A 20,932-nucleotide genomic window follows, 5' to 3' on the forward strand; every position below is an offset into this window, starting at 1 on the left:
AATGCCTTCGCGTAACATCTTCGCCCGGCGCGTGGCAATGCGTCAGGCCGGGTCGCGGGTCACGGATTGCCGGCCGGTTTGGCGAGCTCCCGATTATCGACATAGCGGATCATGATCGGGCGGCCGGCCAGCGCGCCGCCGAGCCCGCCGGTGAATTTCAGCGGCAGGCACGCGTCGAGCGAGGCATTGATCGCGTTGAGGTAGGTGGCGCGGGTGTCGGCCGGGATACCCCGTGTCGAAAACGTCAGCCGCGGCGCGCCGATCATTTCGCCAGATCGCTTGAAGCTGAACCGCACCGACATCTGCATGCCCGCGCGCGCGTCGTCCGGCGGCGGCGGCGCCCAGCAGGAACGCAGCGCGGCGAACAGGTCGCCGATGGTATTGAGATCATGGTCCGGCTTGCGATACTTCTCGGCCTGCCCTTCGGGCGGCACGGTCAGGATCGTGAGCTGGAGATTTTCGCCGTACGGATAATCCATCTCGGGAAAGCACGGCCCGTGATTGAACACGCTGCAATAGGACGGGATGCAAGGCCCTTCGTCGAGCACACTGCAAGGCGTATGTGCGAACGGCACCGGATTGGTCTGTTGCCGCTGCTGCGCAGAGGCAGCGCTCATGAGCGCAAAGGCCGGCACGGCAAAAGCGAGACAGATGGCGACGCGTCGGAGCATGCAGACGGACCCGGATTGCGCTTTGGGGAACATGGTACCGCGGCCGAACCGCATCAAGCCGGCCGGCGTTCAAATCCTTGCGCGCGCGTAACCGTCACGCCCAGCACGGCAACCCCCGCTCTCGTCGCCCGGCTCGACCGGGCGATGACAGTCGAGGATGAGAACGCAACCCCTCCCACGCGTCGTCCCTGCGAAAGCAGGGACCCATACTCCGCGGCGGATGTTGTGAACGAGAATCGTCGTTCCAACATCGCGCGTCAATCAGCACTTGTGGTTATGGGTCCCTGCTTTCGCAGGGACGACACCGCGTATGGGGCGAGTGCGCGCGCCTTACGCCTTCTTCTTCACGTCCTTGACGTTGGAGAAGGTGATGCCCTCGGCGCGCTCGCGGGTGTAGCCGAGATAGAACTCGTTCTTGGCCATGAACACCGGATCGCCGTCGACGTCGTCGGCGATGCCGGAATTGTTGGCGGCGACGAAGGCATCGAGCTTCTTGCGGTCGTCGGACGAAATCCAGCGCGCCAGCGAGAACTCGGAGATCTCGAACTCGACCGGCAGCGAGTACTCCGCGTCGAGCCGCGCCTTCAGCACGTCGAGCTGCAGCGGACCGACCACGCCGACCAGCGCCGGTGCGCCGTCGCGCGGGCGGAACACCTGCACGACGCCCTCCTCCGACATCTGCTGCAAGGCTTCTTTCAGCTTCTTCGCCTTCATCGCATCCGTCAGACGAACGCGGCGGACGATTTCCGGCGCGAAGCTTGGTACGCCGACAAAAGTCAGATCCTCGCCTTCGGTCAGGGTGTCGCCGATCCGCAAGGTGCCGTGGTTGGGAATCCCGACGACGTCACCGGCGAAGGCTTCATCTGCCACCGAACGGTCCTGGGCGAAGAAGAATTGCGGGCTCGACAGGCTCATGTTCTTGCCGGTGCGGACCAGCTTGGCCTTCATGCCGCGGCTGAGCTTGCCTGAGCACAACCGCGCGAAGGCGATGCGGTCGCGATGGTTCGGATCCATGTTGGCCTGGATCTTGAACACGAAGGCACTCATGCGCGGCTCCGCCGCCTCGACCTTGCGCAGATCGGAATCCTGCGCGCGCGGCGCCGGCGCGAACTTGCCGAGGCCTTCGAGCAAGTCGCCGACGCCGAAATTGCGCAGCGCGCTGCCGAAATAGACCGGCGTCAGATGGCCCTCGCGGAACGCCGCGAGCTCGAACGGCTTGCAGGCCTCCGAGGCCAGCGCGAGCTCGTCCTTGACCTCGGCGACGTCGAGATTGGGGTTGCGCTTGCCGAGATCGGCGATGTCGATCTGCTCGGTGGCGCCGGTCTTTGCGCCGCCGCCTTCGAGCAGCCGCACGCCGCCATTGACGACGTCGTAGGTACCGAGGAAGTCGCGGCCGCGGCCGACCGGCCAGGTCATCGGCGTGGTGTCGAGCGCCAGCGTCTTCTCGATCTCGTCGAGCAGATCAAAGGTGTCGCGGCTCTCGCGGTCCATCTTGTTGATGAAGGTGATGATCGGGATGTCGCGCAGCCGGCACACCTCGAACAGTTTTCGCGTGCGCGCCTCGATGCCTTTCGCGGCGTCGATCACCATGACGGCGGAGTCGACCGCGGTCAGCGTGCGATAGGTGTCTTCCGAGAAGTCCTCGTGGCCCGGCGTGTCCAAGAGGTTGAACACGAGGTCGTTGAATTCGAAGGTCATCACCGAGGTGACGACCGAGATGCCGCGCTCACGCTCGATCTTCATCCAGTCCGAACGCGTGTTGCGGCGCTCGCCCTTGGCCTTGACCTGGCCCGCGAGGTTGATGGCGCCGCCGAACAGCAGCAGCTTTTCCGTCAGCGTGGTCTTGCCGGCGTCCGGGTGCGAGATGATCGCAAAGGTGCGCCGGCGCGCCACTTCTTCTGACAGCGGCGAGCGGGACGGCGATTCGGTGGTTGCGGCGGTATCGGACATGGCGGGGCAGCGTTTGGCAGGGAAAACGGGCGCAATCAAGGGCGTTTTGTCGCAATACGGACTGGTCGGACCATCCCCATATAGGCACGAGAAAGACGACTTTCGCCTCACCATACCATCCGCGGGGACGACCCTGCCTTATCCGGAGGGTTCGTCATGGCTTGGGCCATTCTGTTCACCGCAGGCCTGCTCGAGATCGGCTGGGCGATCGGGCTGAAATACACCGAAGGCTTCTCGCGGCTGGTGCCGTCGGTGCTGACGCTGGCGGCGATGGCCGGCAGCGTGCTGCTGCTCGGCCTCGCGCTGAAGACGCTGCCGATTGGAACCGCCTACGCGGTCTGGACCGGGATCGGCGCGGTCGGTACCGCAACGCTCGGCATAATCCTGCTCGGTGAACCCGCGACCGCGATGCGGCTGGCCAGCATCGGGCTGATCGTGTCCGGCATCGTCGGGCTGAAACTCGTCGGTTAATTACTTCAAAATCTGAACGGCCCAATAGGTCGCGGCGGCGACCGCGGCCGACGCCGGGATCGTGATCACCCAGGCGTAGACGATCGAGCTCGCCACGTTCCAGCGCACGGCGGAGAGCCGCCGTGCGGCGCCGACGCCGACGATGGCGCCGGTGATGGTGTGGGTGGTCGAGACGGGAACCCCGAGATAGGTCGCGATGAACAGCGTCGCGGCGCCGCCGGTCTCGGCGCAGAACCCCTGCATCGGCGTCAGCTTGGTGATCCGCAGCCCCATGGTGCGGACGATCCGCCAGCCGCCCATCAGCGTGCCCAGCGCCATCGCGCTCTGGCAGGCCAGCACGACCCAGAACGGGATTCTGAAGGTGTCGCCGAGATGGCCCTGCGAGTAGAGCAGCACGGCGATGATGCCCATGGTCTTCTGCGCGTCGTTGCCGCCATGGCCGAGCGAATACAGCGAGGCCGAGGCGAATTGCAGGATGCGGAAGGCGCGATCGACCGCGAACGGCGTCGAGCGCACCGAGAGCCAGGACACGATCGCGACCAGCACCAGCGCCAGCAGGAAGCCGACCAGCGGCGACAGCACGATCGCGAGCAAGGTTTTGGTGAGTCCGCCCCATACCGCCGCTGAAATGCCCGCCTTCGCCATGCCGGCGCCGACCAGGCCGCCGATCAGCGCGTGCGAGCTCGATGAGGGAATGCCGAGCGCCCAGGTGATCACGTTCCAGACGATCGCGCCGACCAGCGCGGCAAAGATCACGGTGGCATCCACCACCGCCGGATCGATGATCCCGGTGCCGATGGTGTTGGCGACGTGCAGGCCGAACACCGCGAAGGCGACGAAATTGAAGAACGCCGCCCAGAACACCGCATATTGCGGCCGCAGCACCCGGGTCGAGACGATGGTCGCGATCGAGTTCGCGGCATCGTGCAGCCCGTTCAGGAAGTCGAACAGCAGCGCGACCGCGATCAGGATGGTCAGAACCGGAAGACCCAGCGTGGCGTCCACGTGATAGCCCCGCTCTATTGTGTTTTCTTGAGCATGATCTCCGCGCAAACGCGTCGCGTTTGTCGCAGGGAAAACCGCTCCACACTTTTCCGGATCATGCTCACACTTGCTCGATCACGATGGAGTTGATCTCGTTGGCGACGTCGTCGAAGCGGTCGGCCACCTTCTCGAGATGGTCGTAGATCTCCGCGCCAACGATGAAGTCCATCGTGTTGGCGTCGCGGTGCTTCAGGTACAATTCCTTGAGCCCGATATCCTGGAGATCATCGACCCGGCCCTCGAGCTTGGTCAGTTCCTCGGTGATCTGGGTCAGCATCGAGACGTTCTGGCCGATCGACTGCAACAGAGGCAGCGCACGGACGACCAGATTGGCGCATTCGACGATCAGGGTGCCCATCTCGCGCATCGGCGGCTCGAACTCGCGCACCTCGAACAACATCACCGCCTTGGCGGTCGCCTGCATCTGGTCGACCGCGTCGTCCATTGCGGTGATCAGGTTCTTGATGTCGCTGCGGTCGAACGGGGTGATGAAGGTGCGGCGAACCGCGGTCAGCACCTCGCGGGTGACGCTGTCGGCGTCGTTCTCGAACTGATTGACGCGCTGGCAGAAGACCGGGGTCTCATCCCCGCCCTTCAGCATGTCCTGCAGCGCCAAGGAGCACTGCACAGAGGTCTGGGCGTGGCGGGCAAACAGCTCGAAAAACCGCTCTTCCTTGGGCAGGAAGGCGCGAAACCAGCGCAGCATGTCTCAGTTCCATCATTCCGGGACAGCCCTTTTAGCGACTGTCACAGAACTGTCATAGAGCATCTGGCGGGGAAAACACCGGAAACGACCGCCCGAACGGGCGGTCGTCCACCGCTATGTCGGTCGAAAATCGCGGGGCGCGCGCGCTCGTGCCCGCCCTGCCCTTACAGCGACCGCCTGAGCAGATGGGCCAGCTCACCGACCAGGCCGCGGCGGAACAGCAGCACGCAGGACACGAAGATCACGCCCTGGATCACCGTCACCCACTGGCCGAAACCGGCGAGATATTGCTGCATGGCAATGATCACGAACGCGCCGACCACCGGGCCGAAAATGGTGCCGAGGCCGCCGACCAGCGTCATCAGCACGATTTCACCGGACATCGACCAGTGCACGTCGGTGAGCGAGGCGTTCTGCGCCACGAACACCTTCAGCGAGCCGGCAAAGCCCGCCAGCGTGCCCGACAGGATGAAGGCGAGCAGCTTGTACTGGTCGGTCTTGTAGCCGAGCGAGATCGCGCGCGGCTCGTTCTCGCGGATCGACTTCAGCACCTCGCCGAACGGCGAGTTGATGGTGCGGTAGATCAGCAGGAAGCCGGCGAGGAATCCGACCAGCACGACATAATATAGCACGAGCGGCTTGGAGAGGTCGAAGATCCCGAACAAGTGCCCCTGGGGGATGCCCTGGATGCCGTCTTCACCATGGGTGAACGGCGCCTGCAAATACAGGAAGTAAAGCAGCTGCGACAGCGCCAGCGTGATCATCGAGAAGTAGATGCCCTGCCGCTTGATCGAGATGTAGCCGGTGACGAGGCCGAGCAAGGCCGCGGCCGCGGTGCCGACCACGATGCCGAGCTCCGGCGGCAGGTTCCACACCTTCAGCGCGTGCGCAGAGACGTAGCCGGCGGTGCCGAGGAACATGGCGTGGCCGAATGACAGCAGGCCGCCATAGCCGATCAGCAGGTTGAAGGCGCAGGCCAGCAGCGCAAAGCATAGCGCCTGCATCACGAAGAAGGGATAGATCCCCGTGAACGGCACCACCGCCAGCAGCGCCGCCATCGCGGCGAATACGATCATCTCGTCGCGCATCGCGCGCGGCGTCACCGGAAGTGTATCGTCGGTCAATGCTGACATATCAAGCCGCCCGTCCCGTCAGTCCCGTTGGCTTCACCAGCAACACCACCACCATCAGGACAAACACCACGGTGTTGGAGGCCTCGGGATAAAAATACTTGGTCAGTCCCTCGATCACGCCGAGCGCGAAGCCGGTGATGATCGAGCCCATGATCGAGCCCATGCCGCCGATCACGACCACCGCGAACACCACGATGATGAGATCGGCGCCCATCAGCGGCCGGACCTGGTTGATCGGCGCGGACAGCACGCCGGCGAGCGCGGCAAGGCCGACGCCGAGCCCGTAGGTCAGCGTGATCATGCGCGGCACGTTGATGCCGAACGCCCGCACCAGCGTCGGGTTCTCGGTCGCCGCACGCAGATAAGCGCCGAGCTGCGTCTTCTCGATCAGGAACCAGGTGGCAAGGCACACCACCAGCGAGAAGATCACGACCCAGCCGCGATAGACGGGTAAGAACATGAAGCCGAGATTGACGCCGCCCTTGAGCTGATCCGGGATCGAGTAAGGCAGGCCGGAGGAGCCGAAATAGTTCTGGAATACGCCCTGCACGATCAGCGCGATGCCGAAGGTCAAGAGCAGTCCATAGAGATGGTCGAGCCCGGCCAGCCATTGCAGCATGGTGCGCTCGAGGATCATGCCGAAGACGCCCACCACGATGGGTGCGATCAGCAGCGCCCACCAGTAGTTGATGCCGCCCAGATTGAGCAGGAAATACGCCACGAAGGCGCCCATCATGTAGAGCGCGCCATGCGCGAAATTGATGATGTTGAGCATGCCGAAGATGACGGCAAGCCCGAGACTGAGCAGCGCGTAGAACGAGCCGTTGATCAGTCCGACCAGAAGCTGTGCGTAGAGAGCCTGCATCGAATGAGCTTTCGCTGGATAGATGAAGCCCGCCGGCCACGCGGATGGCCGGCGGGCATGATCGTCACTTCTTCAGAAGCGCACAGGTGCTCTTGTCGAGCGGCGTGAAGGCCTGGTTGCCCGGCACGGTGCCGACCAGCTTGTAGAAGTCCCACGGCCCCTTGGACTCCGACGGCTTCTTCACCTCGAACAGATAGGCGTCGTGGGTGACGCGGCCGTTGGCCTCGACCTCGCCCTTGCCGAACAGCGGATCGTCGGTCGGGATCGTCTTCATCTTGGCGACCACCTTGGCGCCGTCATGCGGATTGCCGCCGAGCGCTTCGAGCGCCTTGAAGTAATGCATCAAGCCCGCATAGACGCCGGCCTGCACCATGGTCGGGGGCGCGCCGCTCTTCATCTTCTCCGAGAAGCGCTTGGAGAAGGCACGGGTGTTGTCGTTGAGGTCCCAGTAGAACGTCTCGGTGAAGTTGAGGCCCTGCGCAGTCTCCAGGCCAATCGCCTTGACGTCGGTGAGGAACAGCAACAGCGCGGCGAGCTTCTGGCCGCCCTTGACGATGCCGAACTCGGCCGCCTGCTTGATCGAGTTGGTGGTGTCGCCGCCGGCATTGGCAAGGCCGATGATCTTGGCCTTGGAGGCCTGCGCCTGCAGCAGGAACGAGGAGAAGTCAGCGGTGTTGAGCGGATGCTTGACGCTACCGACCACCTTGCCGCCGTTAGCGAGGACAACCGCGGTGGTGTCGCGCTCCAGCGCCGCGCCGAACGCGTAGTCCGCGGTCAGGAAGAACCAGGTGTCCCCGCCCGCCTTCACCAGCGCCTGGCCGGTGGCGTGGGCGAGCATGTAGGTGTCGTAGGTCCAGTGCACGGTGTTCGGCGAGCACTGCGCGTTGGTGAGGTCCGAGGTCGCGGCGCCCGAATTGATGTAGACGCCGTTCTTTTCCTTCACAACGTTATTCACCGCGAGCGCGACGCCGGAATTCGGCACGTCGACGATGGTGTCGACCTTGTCCACGTCGAACCACTGGCGGGCAATGGTGGTGCCGATATCGGGCTTGTTCTGGTGATCGCCGGAGATCAGGTCGATGGTCCAGCCCTTGGCCTTGAGGCCGGAATCCTCGATCGCCATCTGCGCCGCCAGCGTCGAGCCGGGACCGGCGAGGTCCGCGTAGAGGCCGGACTGATCCGACAACACGCCGATCTTGACGACCTTGTCGTCGGCGGAGGCAATGCTCGCCACACTGAGCGCCATCGCGGTGCCGAGCAGAAGCGCAGAAATCGTGTTCTTCATGGGGATTCCCTCAGTCCTTAAATTTTCTGGCTCGGGCGATCAAACGCCGAGATAGGTATGCAGCTTGTCCATGTTGGCGGACAGCTCGGAATTGGCGAAGCCGTCGATCACCTTGCCGTGCTCGACGATGTAGTAGCGGTCGGCAACGGTCGAGGCGAAACGGAAATTCTGCTCGACCAAAAGGATCGTGAAGCCCTGCGATTTCAGGCGCGCAATGGTGTGCCCGATCTGCTGAATGATGACCGGCGCAAGGCCTTCGGTCGGCTCGTCCAGCATCAGGAAGCGCGCGCCGGTGCGCAGGATGCGCGCGATCGCCAGCATCTGCTGCTCGCCGCCCGAGAGCTTGGTGCCCTGGCTGGTGAGACGCTCCTTCAGGTTGGGAAACAGCGTGAAGATCTGGTCGAGCGGCAGCCCGCCCGGCCGCACCACCGGCGGCAGCAGCAGGTTCTCCTTCACATCGAGGCTGGAGAAGATGCCGCGTTCTTCGGGGCAGAACGCGATTCCCATCCGCGCGATCTTGTCCGACGTGGCGCGGATGATCTCCTTGTTGTCGAAGCGGATCGAGCCGGCGCGCTTGTTGATGACGCCCATGATCGACTTCAGCGTGGTGGTCTTGCCGGCGCCGTTGCGGCCGAGCAGCGTCACCACCTCGCCGGCTTTCACGTTGAAATTGATGCCGTGAAGAATGTGCGATTCGCCGTACCAGGCCTGCAGGTCCTTGACCGTCAGCACCTCGGCGCCGGTCGCAGCGACGGGTTTTTCCGCCAGTTGTGCTTCAGCCATGACCCGCTCCCAGATAGGCTTCCTTCACGCGCTCGTCCTTGGAGAGGTCGGCGTAGTTGCCCTCCGCCAGCACCTGCCCGCGCGTCAGCACGGTGATGATGTCGGAGAGGTTGGCCACCACCGAGAGGTTATGTTCGACCATCAGGATGGTGTATTTGGCCGAGATCCGCTTGATCAGCGCCGCGATCTTGTCGATGTCCTCGTGGCCCATGCCGGCCATCGGCTCATCGAGCAGCATCATCTCGGGGTCGAGCGCGAGCGTCGTTGCAATTTCAAGTGCGCGCTTGCGGCCATATGGCATCTCGACCGCGGGCGTGTTGGCGAATTCACTCAGGCCGACGTCGTTCAAGAGCTCATGGGCGCGCGGATTGAAGCGGTCGAGCACGCTCTTGGAGCGCCAGAAATCGAATGACGAACCGTGCTGGCGCTGCAGCGCCACACGCACGTTTTCCAGCGCGGTCAGATGCGGGAATACCGCCGAAATCTGGAACGAGCGGACCAGCCCGAGCCGCGCCACGTCGGCCGGCGGCATCGCGGTGATGTCCTGGCCCTTGTAGCGGATCTGCCCGCCCGTCGGCTTCAGGAATTTGGTCAGCAGATTGAAACAGGTCGTCTTGCCGGCGCCGTTGGGCCCGATCAACGCATGGATACTGCCGCGACGCACCTTCAGCGCGACGTCGCGAACGGCGAAGAAACCCGCGAATTCCTTGGTCAGTCCGCTGGTTTCGAGAATGAACTCATCGGCCAAATAGATTCCCCCATACGCCATCGCCGCGAAGCGCCTCGCCCGCGTGGCCAGCTTTTTTCGTGTCCGACAGGTTGTCCGTACGTCTTGGAAACCGTCCGGGGGCCTGTCGCCTCCGGGCCGGAATATGCCGTCATCTGCGGCGGTTACGCAAGGTGGAAAGCTGTGCAGTGCAGTATCGGCACGGGATGTTCCGGTTGATCCTTAGTCGAATGGTATTTGAGCGCGCTTTGCGCCTCGGAAAGTCGCCATTAAGGCTGTTTTGCTCCGGACTTTCCCTTTCATAGAATATTTCCGCCTTCTCGCCGAAGCTTTGGCCATTACATGATGAACGGCTACAGCCTTGCATTTCGAGAGCGCCAATTCCTCCGTCGTCAAGTCGATCCGGCAACGTGATTTCCTGAACACGTGGCTGCGGCTTTATGCCCGCGCTCAGACCCTCCCCCGCTTCGATGAATTTCAGCCGGAACGGATCGAGGACGATCTGCCGGACACCGTGTTCTTCACCGTCGACGCGACGATGCAGCCGCCGCAACTGACGATCGAGAGCGACGGCACGCGGATGGCCACCGCCTACGGACATAGCGGCAAGGGCCGCCTGCTCGACGACTATCTCGGACCGCGGCTCGCGCCGGTCGTGATGCCGGTCTACCGCGAATGCATCGCGCGGCGGCTGCCCGCTTACACCATCACCGATATCGACGACATCTACGGTCATGTCGTGGCCTATGAGCGGCTGCTGCTGCCGTTCTCGGATGGCGATGCTGTGACTCATCTCGTCGCGTCACTGAAGACGATCAGCGAGCACGGCAGTTTCGAGATCCGCAATTTGATGCGCGGCAACGACGCGCTGCCGAACTTCAAGCTGTGCGCGATCATCGACCGCGACCTGTTCCACCGTCCGCCCGGCCGCATCCCGCCCGCGGATGTGGTTGAATTCGGCTAGCCCATGCCGTTCAAGAGCGCCGATCCATCGGTGATCAGATCGATCACGCAGCGGGTGCTGCTGAATGCCTGGCTGCGCGCGCTACGCACGCCGGACGCGCTTCCCACGCTCGGCGATTTCCACACCGACGGCGGCGCCGATGAGCGCGCCGACATGATGGGCTTTGACGTCGAGGGCAGCGGCGACGCCGCCCGTTTCATCATCACGCAGGAAGGCGCCCGGCTGACCACCGCCTATGGCAACGAGCATGTCGAGCCGCGGCTGCGCACCAACCGCTATCTCGATGATGCGATTGGTCCCGAGCGCTACGCCGGCGTGATCCGGTCCTACCGCGCCTGCCTCGAGCGAAAGCGCCCGACCTATACGGTCGCAGAGGTCACCGACGCCGACGGCAAGGATGTCTCCTATGAACGGCTGCTGCTGCCGTTCGGACGTGGCGACAACATCGAGCACATCATCGGCTCCTACAAGGCGATCAGCATCGAGGGCGGCTTCCGGCTGCACAATCTGATGGGCGTGACGCCGAAGTCGGTCCCGGTCGTCACGGTGCGGGCGGTGATCGATCGCAGGTTCGTGCCGGCGGATCGTCCGGCGAGCCAGGATTCGGTCGAGCTGATCTAGGGCGCATCCCTATAAATCCGCCATGTCGGCCCTACCCTCAAGCCAGACATCTTCGGGCGACCATGGCATGTCGGTTTCGGGCCAAAGGCAAACCTCAGCCGCAGCCTCAGCTGTGTCCGCTACGGACGTCGACTCGGACATGGACGGCGCGCTCCACCCGGTCGCCCAGCCGATTTTCCCCAGTGAGCAAACAGGCTGCGACTCTCGTGCTGGCGACGGCGGAATACGCCGCTTCATGGATTCCGATGTTCGAGGAATTCCTTCACCGGCCCGACGAAGGGGTGCACGAACTGGCCGAGCATGCCGCCGGGGATCGGCTTCACCGTACCGTAGTTGACCGGCCAGCGGTCTTTGGGCAGGTGCCAGGTTCCGCCCAGCATATCGAACAGCGGCGTATGCGCCGCGTAGTTCTTGTCGATGGCCTCGGCGTCCGACGCGTGGTGCCAGTGATGGAATTGCGGCGTGACGATTAGGTAGCGCAGCCAGCCAACATCCATCTTGATGTTTGAATGGATCAGCACCGATTGCACAGAGATGAAAATGAGATAGGCGAAGATCGTGTCCTGCGGGAAGCCGAGCAGGACGATCGGCACCAGCACCAGGGCGCGCGTTGCCAATGGCTCGAAGAAATGGAGGCGCGATCCCGAGAGCCAGTCCATGTGTTCGGGCGAATGATGGACCGCATGGATTCGCCACAACCACGGCACCTCGTGATAGGCGCGGTGGGAGATGTATTCGACTGCATCGGCCGCCAGGATCATCAGCACGAAACGGACGATCGCCGGCAGGGCCACGACATGCGCCTGCAGCCACGGGCTGATCGCCCAGGCGAAATAGTCATGGGCAAAATGTGTCGAGACCACCAGGAAGATGCCAATCAGCAGGTGGTTGACGCCGAAATACGCGAGATCGAGCCTCCAGCCGGGGCTGAGCGGCCCTTGCTCCGGCCGCACCCGTGGGAAGACCCACTCGAGCAACACGAATGCTGCGCCGGTGAAGAATAGATCGAGCACCAGCCAGTCGAGGCCGAGATAGAAGCGCGGCTGCAGAAAATCCGGTGTCGGCACGTAGGGCCCGCCAAGCAGCGTGGCGAGGAAAAGCGCGCTGAGGCCGATCGCAGCGGGCACCCGCGGGCCGCCAAGCACGATCCCGATGACGCCGAGCCAGGCACCGACGACCATGGCGATCGCGAGGGTGAGGCGGAGCAGCTCGACGTCGTAATGGACGCGCAGCTCAGGCGTCGTGAGAAAGGCGGGGTAGCGCAGGCACAGCACCGCGGCGACGCTGAGCACGCCGATCGCGGCGCAGAGAGAACTGCCGATGCGCCCTTCGCCGATGCGCGGCCTCGAACTTTCTTGAGCCATCAACGGTCTCCCAACAAAGATTCTCAAGCGCATCAGCACAGCGCGAGAGTTTTCTCAAATCCAACGCTAGGGTGCGTAGATAGCCGACAAGAGTTAAGATTGCCAGAAGTCAAAGTCCGCTTGGGTCCATTGCCGGACTTGCGGGCATTGCGAAGCCCGCGCTGGGCTCTTGAATTGGATAACGATTGCTGAAGGTGACGTGACCAAATTTCAGTAGAAACTGATCACTCAGCTTGTTCTCCGGAAACGGACATCGGACTGCTGGTGCTTATCAATAAGCCTGGCTCACGCCGAACGCATCAGCCCTTCTTGCGCGCCTTCGCCGGCACTTCCTTGGCATAGATATCCGGCTTGAAGCCGACGACGCGCTTCGGCCCGAGATCGAGCACCGGCCGCTTGATCATCGACGGCTGCTCGGCCATCAGCGCCAGCGCCTTGCGTTCGTTCAGGCCTTCCTTGTCGGCATCGGGCAGCTTCTTGAAGGTGGTGCCGGCACGGTTGAGCAGCGTCTCCCAGCCGACCTCCTCGCTCCACTGCTTGAGCTTGTCCTTGGCGATCCCTGCGGTCTTGTAGTCGTGGAAGTCGTAGGCGACGCCGTGCTCGTCGAGCCAGGCGCGCGCCTTCTTCATGGTGTCGCAGTTCTTGATGCCGTAGATGGTGATGGTCAAAGCCGTTCCCCGGATGCGATTGCTGCGGGGAAACTAGCCCCGCAGCCATCGCCGCGCCAGATCGCGCCGCGCCGATCTCCACATCGATCTTGCCGGTGCTCAGCGTGCGTAGTGCGTGAAGACGAAATCGTGATCGCTGGCGTGGGCCTCATGGCAGGCGAAACACGTCTCGTGCTGGGCGGCATCGACCGGCTTGCCGTCGATGAAGCGGCCAAAGCCCCAGCCGCCGGTCGCGGCATATTTGGCGCTGTCCTTGACCATGACCTGGACCGTGGTCGCAGGCCCCGTGACGAAGGCGCCGTTGAGGCCCGCAACCGGCTTGCGCTTCCAGGCGAGCTTCACCAGCACGGTGCCGTCGGGGAAACGCGCGGCGCCGTCCTGATAGGCCTTCACCGCGGTCGCGTTGCCGAGCACGCTGCGCAGCTCGTCGAACCCGGTCTCCTCGCCGACCGCGATCAGCTTCCAATCGCGATAGCCGTCGGGAATTTTCACGCCGAAGATCGGCGATGCCAGTGCCGCGTCATCGGCATGCCCGACGGCAAACGGCACTGACGCGCTGATGCAGGCTGCCGCGATCGCGGCAGCTGCCCATTTCACAACCTGTCTCATGATATCTATCCGCGCTCTCGATTCTCGTTTGACGCGTTCTCTTCACGCGAGCCGGCATCCACTTCGCTCGAAAACGCTCTAGGCCTTGCTGACGTCGACGATCGCCTGCACGAAGGCCTGCGGCGCTTCCTGCGGCAGATTGTGGCCGATGCCGCCGGCGAGCTGCCGATGCTCGTAATGCCCGGAGAACTTCTTGGCGTAGGCGGCAGGCTCCGGATGCGGCGCGCCGTTGGCATCGCCCTCCATCGTGATGGTCGGGATCGCGATCACAGGCGCCTGCGCCAGCATCTTCTCGAAGGCGTCGTACTTCGCCTCGCCCTCGGCGATGCCGAGCCGCCAGCGGTAATTGTGGATCACGATCTCGACATGGTCCGGGTTCTCGAACGCGGCTGCGCTGCGGTCATAGGTGGCGTCGTTGAACTTCCACTGCGGCGAGGCGAGCTGCCAGATCAGTCTGTTGAAGTCGTGCCGGTTCTTGGCATAGCCCTCGCGGCCGCGCTCGGTCGCGAAATAGAACTGGTACCACCATTGCAGCTCGGCCTTCGGCGGCAGCGGCATCTTGCCGGCCGCCTGGCTGCCGATCAGGTAGCCGCTCACCGACACCATGGCCTTGCAGCGCTCGGGCCAGAGCACCGCCATGATGTTGGCGGTGCGCGCACCCCAATCATAGCCGCCGAGCACCGCCTTCTCGATCTTCAGGGCGTCCATCAGCGCGATGATGTCGGCGGCCACCGCGACCGGCTGGCCGCTGCGCTTGGTATCGCTGGAGAGGAAGCGCGTGGTGCCGTAGCCACGCAGATGCGGCACGATCACGCGATAGCCGGCATCGGCCAGCGCCGGTGCGACGTCGGCATAGCTGTGGATGTCGTAGGGCCAGCCGTGCAGCAGGATGACAGCGGGACCTGACGCCGGACCCATCTCGACATAGCCGGTATCGAGCACGCCGGCATTGATCTGCTTCACCGGGCCGATCGTGGTGTGGCCGCCGGCCTTGACCGCGGGCGCCGCCGCCTTGGACTGCGCGCTGGCCGATCCGATCAAGCCGAACCCGGACGCGGCGAGGATCCCGCCGGCGATGCCGAGGAAGTTGCGGCGTTGTTGATTGATGGATTGGGACATGGCGATCTCCTTAACTCTGGTGTCGGGATTGAATATTGCAGAGACCGCCCCCGTCCGCTTTCAGAGGACGTGGATTTGTCCTTCAGACCGTCGTGATTTTGGCTCCGGGCGGCCTGTGCTAGGTTCCGCCCCGGATTCAGCCGCCGGCCGCCGGACTATCGGATTTGACCTACCATTTCAACGACTTGACCCTCGATTCCGAGCGCAGGGAACTGCGCCGCGGCGCTGCCCTGGTGGCGGTCGAGCCGCAGGTCTTCGACCTCCTGGAATTCCTGATCCGCGCCCGCGACCGCGTGGTCAGCCGCGACGAGGTGCTGGCCGCGGTCTGGCACGGCCGGATCGTCTCGGAGGCGACGCTGAGCAGCCGGGTCAACGCGGCGCGGACCGCGATCGGCGACAATGGCGAGGCGCAGCGGCTGATCCGCACCCTGCCCCGCAAAGGTCTCCGCTTCGTCGGCGATGTCAGGGAGGACAGCGCGACCGCTCATCCGGTCGCGAACAACGCCAGCACGCGGCCGAGCGAGGGCCCGTCGATCGCGGTGCTGCCCTTCACCAACATGAGCGGCGACCCCGAGCAGGATTATTTCGCCGACGGGATCGCCGAGGACATCACCACCGCGCTGGCGCGGTGCAGCCGCCTCACCGTGATCGCGCGCAACTCCGCCTTCACCTACAAGGGCAAGGCGGTCGATATCCGCCAGGTTGGGCGCGAGCTCGGCGTCGGCTATGTGCTCGAGGGCAGCGTCCGCCGCGGCGGCGATCGCTTGCGCATCACCGGGCAGCTGATCGACGCCACCTCCGGCGCGCATCTGTGGGCCGACCGGTTCGACGGCGCCGCGACTGATGTGTTCGACTTGCAGGACCGCATCACCGAGAACGTGGTCGGCGCGATCGAGCCAACCATGCTGGTCGCCGAGGCCGAGCGGGTGCGGGCGGCCCCGCCCGGCAAGCTCGACGCCTACGATCTGCTGCTGCGCGCCTACAGTCTGCGCTACGAATTCACGCCCGAGAGCATGGCAGCCGCGCTCGATTGCCTCGACCAGGCGCTGGCGCTCGATCCGAATTACGCGCCGGCGCTGGCGGCATCGGCCTATTGCCATGCGATGCGCCATGTCCAGGGCTGGCTGAAGCCGAACGACGCCTATCGGGAGCGCGCAGTCGCGCAGGCCTGGCGCGCGGTCGAGCTGACGCCCGGTGATCCGCAGGTGCTGTGGATGGCGGCGTTCGCGATCTGGAACATGGCCGACGAGATCGAGCCCGCGCGCGAATTGTTCGAGCGCTCGCTCGCGATCAACCCGAACTCGGCGATGGCGCTGGTGCTCGGCGGCTGGATCGAGGCGATGCGCGGTAACCAGAAGGATGGCCGCGCCATGGTCGAGCGCGCGCAACGGCTGAACCCGCGCGACCCCCGCGGCTGGTTCGCCTCCGCGGCGCTGGCGATCTGCGCCGTGCTCGACCAGAATTTTGCCGAGGCGGTCATGTGGGCCGACAAGGCACTGGCGCAGAACCGCCGCTTCGCGGTCGCCCTGCGCGTCCTGATCGTGGCGCTGGTCAAGACCGGCGAGCGCGAGCGCGCGACCCAGATCGCGCGCGAACTGCTCAAGGTCGATCCGGAGTTCACGATCTCCGGCTTCCTGTCCCGGATCCCATTCCCGGTGCAATCGATGTCCGCGACCTACCGCGAGACCCTCAAGGCTGCCGGCGTCCCGGACTGACGGCGCTCTGAGGACGCAACGATCAAATGCACCCGGCCAACGTCCAGTCGTGCCATTGATCTACGTCAAGCTGACGTCCGCGTAAGACGCGAATCTGGGGTCCACAACACGGCCCGTTCTGCGGTGGGGACCGGCAAAACACCACGACGCTCGAGGTTGGAATGCCGGCCGCCATGCGCGGTCAATCCCCAGAGCAATGTCCTGCAACCTCGCCATCGACCGGGTTCGGTCCTTTAGCTAGTAGCGCAACCGTGGAACACGGTGTCATGACCAGCACGACGACCGAACTCGCTAGTCAGACTCGACGTCAGTTAGGTCTGTCGTCGATGTTTGCGTCGATCAGGCGAAAGATCGTCGGGATCGCCCTTGGACTAATTGTCCTGATGGTGATCACGTCCGTGTTGTCGATGGTGATGTCCGCACAAGTCGGGTATCTGCTCCAGGAACTGACGGACCGGTACATTCCCGCTTACAGCCACCTGGCGCGAGCCAATATCCTGTCGTTGGAACGGGCGCTTGCGCTGCGCCGAATGGTGATCGCAAGGATGCAAGTCCCCCCGGACGATCAGGGGTATGCCGCAAGGCTGCGTGCGTTCCAGGAGAAAGATAGTGAGGTCGAGCAAGAGACGGTGTCCGCGCGCAAATTGATCAACGCAATCATAGACGACACCCGTACGCCGTCGGACAATGCGGGTTTGGCTCGCATCGAAAACCGAATCGAAAATGCGATGACGGAGCTTCGCCAGCGCCTCGATGAGGAAGACGCGAAGCTATTGAAACATCTCGACGCCAAGGAATTCCCGGAGGCGCGCGCGGTTCTGACGAAAGTGGATGCACTACGCGATCAATTTACCCAGAAAATCGACGCGATTCGCGTCGACATGCGATCCCAGGTGTCTGCCAGCATTTCCACCGTCATTCGAAATCAGCAGCAGACAATCACCATATCCGCCATTGTCACGGCTCTCGCGGCGATACTTGGCCTCGGCTTGGCACTTCTCGTCGCGAGCGGCATCACGCGGCCGGTGCGACAATTGCTGGACGGAACGAGAGAAATCGAAGCTGGACGACTTGATCAATTGATCCGCGTTTCCACGAAGGATGAAATAGGCCAACTATCGGCCGCCTTCAATCGGATGGTTGAACAACTTCGTCGAAACGCGCGTATCCGGGAGACATTCGGTCGATATATCGATCCAAGGATTGCAGAAGGACTGATCGATCGACGCGAAGAGACTGAGGGCCAACGCCGGATCATGACCGTGATGTTCTGCGACATGAAGGGCTTCACCTCGATGAGTGAGGGTATGACCCCTCAGGGGCTCGTCAAGGTCATGAACTGCTATCTGACCATGATGTCGGAGCCGGTGCGGGAACATCGAGGCGTGATCGACAAGTATATTGGCGATGCCATCATGGCATACTGGGGCGCCCCTTTCATTGAGGAGGGCGATCAGGCGCGGCTCGCATGCCTCGCTGCTGCCGACATGGTTGAGCGCGTGCCGACCTTGAGGCAGGAACTGCCGGAACTCCTGGGCGTTCGAGTCATCCCTGCCGAGTGCGACATCCGCATAGGCATTGCGACCGGCGAAGTCTTGGCGGGAAGCATCGGCTCGGATCTGATGATGAGCTTCACCGTCATGGGCGATACCGTGAATCTTGCTTCGCGGCTCGAGGCCGTCAACAAGGTCTATGGATGCCGAATCCTGATCTCCCAAGCCACTGCCGCGGCCCTCGGAAACGCGCTTGAGCTGCGAGAGATCGATTACCTGGCAGTGGTCGGACAGAGCGTCCCACAGGCCGTCTTCGAAGTGATGGCAAAACGTGGAGAAATTACCAAGCAGCAAGAATTGCTGCGGTCCCACTATAAGAACGGCCTGGCCGCCTACAGAGGTTGCCGCTGGGACGAAGCGGAATCTAACTTCAGGGAAGTCCTGAAGGATTTTCCGGAAGACGGCCCATCGTTACTCTTGTTGAAGCGCATCGACCAATTTCGATCTAGCCCGCCGCCCGCCGATTGGGACGGCTCCTGGCAGATGGAGCACAAGTAGCAGCGCCGACCGCCATCCACCCGCGCCGGTCGCCTCCGTAGCGGAGACGACCGGCGGCGAGCTTGGGCCGGAGCGTCCCGTGCTGAGTGAGAAAACCGACCCGGATTCGGTCGTAGCACGATACGAATGGAACACGCATTTCCGGACAACTACGCGTTCATGCACATCAACGTGCATAGCTGACGCTCGGATCGCCCTTGTTCAGCAGCATAGGCTTGACGGCAGCCAACTCCTCGTCATTGAGTTCGTTGCCCATGATTCACCCGCCCCCGACCGTGTGCTATTGGGAAGAGTGACAAATTCAGCTGCAGGTCGGATGTTTACGGCTTCACCCGTGCTGATAGGCCGCCTTCAGCGCGTCGACCAGATGATCGAACATCAATCGCATAGGCCGGCTATTGCGCAGATCTTGATGCTTGGCGACCCAAACATCGAGGCGCGGTGAGAACGCCTCGGGCAGGATATGAACGAGCGCGGAATCCTTACGTGCGACGGCGCATTGGCAGATTCCAATTCCCAATCCCGCCCTGATAGCAGCCAACTGAACGAGGTGATTGTCGGATCGCAGCGTGAAGTCGTCTCGCTTCAATGGCAGTCCAAGCCGGTGTAAAGCGCGGACGGCCTCCGTCTCGCGATCAAAGCCGACTAGACGATGCGGATTCATCTCTTGGAGATCAGACGGTTTGCCGTTCTTTTGCACGTAACTCAGGTGCGCATAAAAACCCAACCGAGCCTGGCCGACCTTGCGCGCGACGAGATTGGACTGTGTCGGCCTCGCCATGCGAATAGCAATATCGCAATCTCGCCGCAGCAAGTCCTCCGTTCGGTCCGATGCCGATATCTCGACGACCAGTCCCGGCAGACTCCGCTCCAACGTCATGACAATGGCTGGAAGGATCTCCGCCGCCACGATCTCCGAGGCGGCGATGCGGACAACCGTGCGCGGCTGGTCCGCTGTTCCGGAAATGGTCCTCAACAATGTCTCGGCAGCCGCCGCCATCGCCAACGCGTGTGGCTGTGCAAAGACGGACGCCGCGGTCGGCCGTAAGCCATCCGGGGCGCGCGTGAAAAGCGGCACGCCGAGAATGACCTCCAGCTCACGGATGTGCCGGCCGACTGTCGGCTGCGTGAGGTTGAGCGAGCGCGCCGCACCCGAGAGGCTGCCGTCGCGCAGCACCGCCAGAAATGACCTGTAGAGTTCCCAGCCTGGGTTCTTGTCCATGCATTCTTGTATACCCACTCAAGAACCTTCGACAATTCCATTTACCCGGGGCAGCGCGCATTTTGGGTTTACCGGCACTTTCATCCAAACCGGAGGCTTCAGATGCGCATCCATGCGATCCAAACCGGCACCGTCAAAATCAAAACCGCCCAGGTTGCGGGCCGAGGCCACGGCTTCATCGACATCTTCCGCGATCCGAATTGGACCGACTGGGTGCCGACATTCGCGTGGGCGATAGAGCATCCTGAAGGCGTTATTGTCGTTGACAGCGGCCAAGGGACCTATCTGTTGGAGCATGGACGCTCACTCCATCCCTATGTGCGATGGGAGGTCGGCTTCCAGATCGAGCCCGAGCAGGAAATTGGGCCGCAACTCCGCGCCTTGGGAATCCGTGCCCGCGATGTGAAGAAAGTCGTGCTGACGCATTTGCACATGGATCATGATGCCGGCATCGCGCATTTCCCCGATACCGAAATTATTGTAACAGCTGGGGAATATGCGCGGGGGCGCGGACTGCTTGGCCAGCTTCGAGGCTATCTTCCGCAGCGTTGGCCCAAGTGGTTCGACCCGACGCCGATCGAGCTGCCCAAAGAGAATTTCGGCTCGTTCGATCGGAGTCTGCGCCTTACGAAAGCCGGCGATGTTGTTGCGGTGGCGACGCCGGGGCACACGCCAGACCACATGTCCGTGATCGTCCTGGATGGCGACACCGCGATATTCCTCGCCGGCGACACCTCCTACAATCAGGCGCTCATGCTGTCAGCCACTCCGGACGGCGTCGGCAGCGATCGGGAGCTCTCAATAGCAACGCTCAATGCCATCAAGGCGTTCGCGCAAAGCCGCCCGACCATCTATTTGCCGACGCATGATCCGGAGTCGGCCGAGCGCCTTGCCAACCGGCAGTTGGCGGTGGCGACGAGCTAGTCGGAACGGCGAGCGAACGGAGGCCTTGGCGTTTTCGCCA

General features: G+C 63.2%; 20 protein-coding genes. 6 read left to right on the forward strand and 14 right to left on the reverse strand.

The window, feature by feature from the left end:
• Positions 1 to 59 precede the first annotated feature (59 nt).
• Both JQ616_RS11630 and JQ616_RS11635 read right to left on the reverse strand, forming a co-directional pair.
• On the reverse strand, positions 60 to 617 hold the full coding sequence (locus JQ616_RS11630) for a hypothetical protein (RefSeq protein ID WP_433995962.1): 558 nt from the start codon (positions 615 to 617) through the stop codon (positions 60 to 62).
• A 384-nt stretch (positions 618 to 1,001) separates the two neighbouring features.
• Entirely contained in the window at positions 1,002 to 2,621 is a 1,620-nt protein-coding gene (locus tag JQ616_RS11635) for a peptide chain release factor 3 (RefSeq protein WP_212014436.1), read from the reverse strand.
• Between the two features lie 156 nt (positions 2,622 to 2,777).
• Between JQ616_RS11635 and sugE the strand changes: the two genes are divergently transcribed.
• Positions 2,778 to 3,092, forward strand: coding sequence for a quaternary ammonium compound efflux SMR transporter SugE (gene sugE / locus JQ616_RS11640; protein ID WP_212014437.1), 315 nt, complete (start codon positions 2,778 to 2,780; stop codon positions 3,090 to 3,092).
• Here the strand turns inward: sugE and JQ616_RS11645 are convergent, their stop codons facing one another.
• The 7 genes from JQ616_RS11645 to JQ616_RS11675 form a co-directional block, all read right to left on the reverse strand.
• Complete coding sequence (locus tag JQ616_RS11645; RefSeq protein ID WP_212014438.1) at positions 3,093 to 4,097, reverse strand: inorganic phosphate transporter; 1,005 nt, start codon at positions 4,095 to 4,097, stop codon at positions 3,093 to 3,095. It abuts the gene before it with no gap.
• 100 nt (positions 4,098 to 4,197) lie between these two features.
• Entirely contained in the window at positions 4,198 to 4,842 is a 645-nt protein-coding gene (locus JQ616_RS11650; protein WP_212014439.1) for a DUF47 domain-containing protein, read from the reverse strand.
• 164 nt (positions 4,843 to 5,006) lie between these two features.
• Positions 5,007 to 5,975, reverse strand: a complete 969-nt coding sequence (locus tag JQ616_RS11655; RefSeq protein WP_212014440.1) for a branched-chain amino acid ABC transporter permease — start codon at positions 5,973 to 5,975, stop codon at positions 5,007 to 5,009.
• A 1-nt stretch (position 5,976) separates the two neighbouring features.
• On the reverse strand, positions 5,977 to 6,840 hold the full coding sequence (locus JQ616_RS11660; protein WP_212014441.1) for a branched-chain amino acid ABC transporter permease: 864 nt from the start codon (positions 6,838 to 6,840) through the stop codon (positions 5,977 to 5,979).
• A 64-nt stretch (positions 6,841 to 6,904) separates the two neighbouring features.
• Positions 6,905 to 8,125, reverse strand: a complete 1,221-nt coding sequence (locus JQ616_RS11665; protein WP_212014443.1) for an ABC transporter substrate-binding protein — start codon at positions 8,123 to 8,125, stop codon at positions 6,905 to 6,907.
• A gap of 39 nt (positions 8,126 to 8,164) precedes the next feature.
• A complete protein-coding gene (locus JQ616_RS11670) occupies positions 8,165 to 8,908 on the reverse strand; it encodes an ABC transporter ATP-binding protein (RefSeq protein ID WP_212014445.1) in 744 nt (247 codons plus the stop codon).
• Positions 8,901 to 9,656 carry an ABC transporter ATP-binding protein gene (locus JQ616_RS11675; RefSeq protein ID WP_050419084.1) on the reverse strand — a complete coding sequence of 252 codons (756 nt, stop codon included), beginning with the start codon at positions 9,654 to 9,656 and terminating at the stop codon, positions 8,901 to 8,903. Before JQ616_RS11675 ends, JQ616_RS11670 begins: the two co-directional genes overlap by 8 nt.
• A 340-nt stretch (positions 9,657 to 9,996) precedes the next feature.
• Here JQ616_RS11675 and JQ616_RS11680 point away from each other — a divergent pair, with 340 nt between their 5' ends.
• Entirely contained in the window at positions 9,997 to 10,599 is a 603-nt protein-coding gene (locus JQ616_RS11680; protein ID WP_212014447.1) for a PAS domain-containing protein, read from the forward strand.
• Between the two features lie 3 nt (positions 10,600 to 10,602).
• The gene (locus JQ616_RS11685) at positions 10,603 to 11,220 is read left to right on the forward strand and encodes a hypothetical protein (protein WP_212014448.1); all 618 of its coding nucleotides are present in this window, start codon (positions 10,603 to 10,605) and stop codon (positions 11,218 to 11,220) included.
• 233 nt (positions 11,221 to 11,453) lie between these two features.
• Here the strand turns inward: JQ616_RS11685 and JQ616_RS11690 are convergent, their stop codons facing one another.
• The 4 genes from JQ616_RS11690 to JQ616_RS11705 all read right to left on the reverse strand — a co-directional run bounded on the left by JQ616_RS11690 (position 11,454) and on the right by JQ616_RS11705 (position 14,980).
• Positions 11,454 to 12,584, reverse strand: coding sequence for a sterol desaturase family protein (locus JQ616_RS11690; RefSeq protein ID WP_212014449.1), 1,131 nt, complete (start codon positions 12,582 to 12,584; stop codon positions 11,454 to 11,456).
• Positions 12,585 to 12,883: 299 nt separating this feature from the next.
• Positions 12,884 to 13,252 carry an ArsC family reductase gene (locus JQ616_RS11695; RefSeq protein ID WP_212014450.1) on the reverse strand — a complete coding sequence of 123 codons (369 nt, stop codon included), beginning with the start codon at positions 13,250 to 13,252 and terminating at the stop codon, positions 12,884 to 12,886.
• 99 nt (positions 13,253 to 13,351) lie between these two features.
• Positions 13,352 to 13,861, reverse strand: a complete 510-nt coding sequence (locus JQ616_RS11700; RefSeq protein ID WP_212014451.1) for a cytochrome P460 family protein — start codon at positions 13,859 to 13,861, stop codon at positions 13,352 to 13,354.
• 78 nt (positions 13,862 to 13,939) lie between these two features.
• Positions 13,940 to 14,980: an alpha/beta fold hydrolase gene (locus tag JQ616_RS11705; protein ID WP_212014452.1), complete on the reverse strand. Its 1,041-nt coding sequence runs from the start codon at positions 14,978 to 14,980 to the stop codon at positions 13,940 to 13,942.
• A gap of 164 nt (positions 14,981 to 15,144) precedes the next feature.
• Here JQ616_RS11705 and JQ616_RS11710 point away from each other — a divergent pair, with 164 nt between their 5' ends.
• Together JQ616_RS11710 and JQ616_RS11715 are read left to right on the forward strand one after the other, a co-directional pair.
• Positions 15,145 to 16,695: a winged helix-turn-helix domain-containing protein gene (locus tag JQ616_RS11710; protein WP_212014453.1), complete on the forward strand. Its 1,551-nt coding sequence runs from the start codon at positions 15,145 to 15,147 to the stop codon at positions 16,693 to 16,695.
• A gap of 326 nt (positions 16,696 to 17,021) precedes the next feature.
• Positions 17,022 to 18,746: an adenylate/guanylate cyclase domain-containing protein gene (locus JQ616_RS11715; RefSeq protein WP_212014825.1), complete on the forward strand. Its 1,725-nt coding sequence runs from the start codon at positions 17,022 to 17,024 to the stop codon at positions 18,744 to 18,746.
• A 328-nt stretch (positions 18,747 to 19,074) separates the two neighbouring features.
• Here JQ616_RS11715 and JQ616_RS11720 read toward each other — a convergent pair whose 3' ends face one another.
• Positions 19,075 to 19,968 carry a LysR family transcriptional regulator gene (locus tag JQ616_RS11720; RefSeq protein ID WP_212014454.1) on the reverse strand — a complete coding sequence of 298 codons (894 nt, stop codon included), beginning with the start codon at positions 19,966 to 19,968 and terminating at the stop codon, positions 19,075 to 19,077.
• A gap of 102 nt (positions 19,969 to 20,070) precedes the next feature.
• On the opposite strand from JQ616_RS11720, the gene JQ616_RS11725 reads away from it, so the two are divergent.
• On the forward strand, positions 20,071 to 20,892 hold the full coding sequence (locus JQ616_RS11725) for an N-acyl homoserine lactonase family protein (RefSeq protein WP_212014455.1): 822 nt from the start codon (positions 20,071 to 20,073) through the stop codon (positions 20,890 to 20,892).
• Positions 20,893 to 20,932 lie beyond the last annotated feature (40 nt).

The sequence above is a fragment of the Bradyrhizobium tropiciagri genome, assembly GCF_018130545.1.
GTDB classification, from domain to species: Bacteria; Pseudomonadota; Alphaproteobacteria; order Rhizobiales; family Xanthobacteraceae; genus Bradyrhizobium; species Bradyrhizobium tropiciagri_A.

Coding starts and splice junctions, on each gene's coding strand:
- JQ616_RS11630 (WP_433995962.1), bottom strand. CDS start 617: ATGAGCGCTGCCTCTGCGCAGCAGCGGCAACAGACCAATCCGGTGCCG.
- JQ616_RS11635 (WP_212014436.1), bottom strand. CDS start 2,621: ATGTCCGATACCGCCGCAACCACCGAATCGCCGTCCCGCTCGCCGCTG.
- sugE (WP_212014437.1), top strand. CDS start 2,778: ATGGCTTGGGCCATTCTGTTCACCGCAGGCCTGCTCGAGATCGGCTGG.
- JQ616_RS11650 (WP_212014439.1), bottom strand. CDS start 4,842: ATGCTGCGCTGGTTTCGCGCCTTCCTGCCCAAGGAAGAGCGGTTTTTC.
- JQ616_RS11655 (WP_212014440.1), bottom strand. CDS start 5,975: ATGTCAGCATTGACCGACGATACACTTCCGGTGACGCCGCGCGCGATG.
- JQ616_RS11660 (WP_212014441.1), bottom strand. CDS start 6,840: ATGCAGGCTCTCTACGCACAGCTTCTGGTCGGACTGATCAACGGCTCG.
- JQ616_RS11665 (WP_212014443.1), bottom strand. CDS start 8,125: ATGAAGAACACGATTTCTGCGCTTCTGCTCGGCACCGCGATGGCGCTC.
- JQ616_RS11670 (WP_212014445.1), bottom strand. CDS start 8,908: ATGGCTGAAGCACAACTGGCGGAAAAACCCGTCGCTGCGACCGGCGCC.
- JQ616_RS11685 (WP_212014448.1), top strand. CDS start 10,603: ATGCCGTTCAAGAGCGCCGATCCATCGGTGATCAGATCGATCACGCAG.
- JQ616_RS11690 (WP_212014449.1), bottom strand. CDS start 12,584: ATGGCTCAAGAAAGTTCGAGGCCGCGCATCGGCGAAGGGCGCATCGGC.
- JQ616_RS11700 (WP_212014451.1), bottom strand. CDS start 13,861: ATGAGACAGGTTGTGAAATGGGCAGCTGCCGCGATCGCGGCAGCCTGC.
- JQ616_RS11705 (WP_212014452.1), bottom strand. CDS start 14,980: ATGTCCCAATCCATCAATCAACAACGCCGCAACTTCCTCGGCATCGCC.
- JQ616_RS11715 (WP_212014825.1), top strand. CDS start 17,022: ATGTTTGCGTCGATCAGGCGAAAGATCGTCGGGATCGCCCTTGGACTA.
- JQ616_RS11720 (WP_212014454.1), bottom strand. CDS start 19,968: ATGGACAAGAACCCAGGCTGGGAACTCTACAGGTCATTTCTGGCGGTG.
- JQ616_RS11725 (WP_212014455.1), top strand. CDS start 20,071: ATGCGCATCCATGCGATCCAAACCGGCACCGTCAAAATCAAAACCGCC.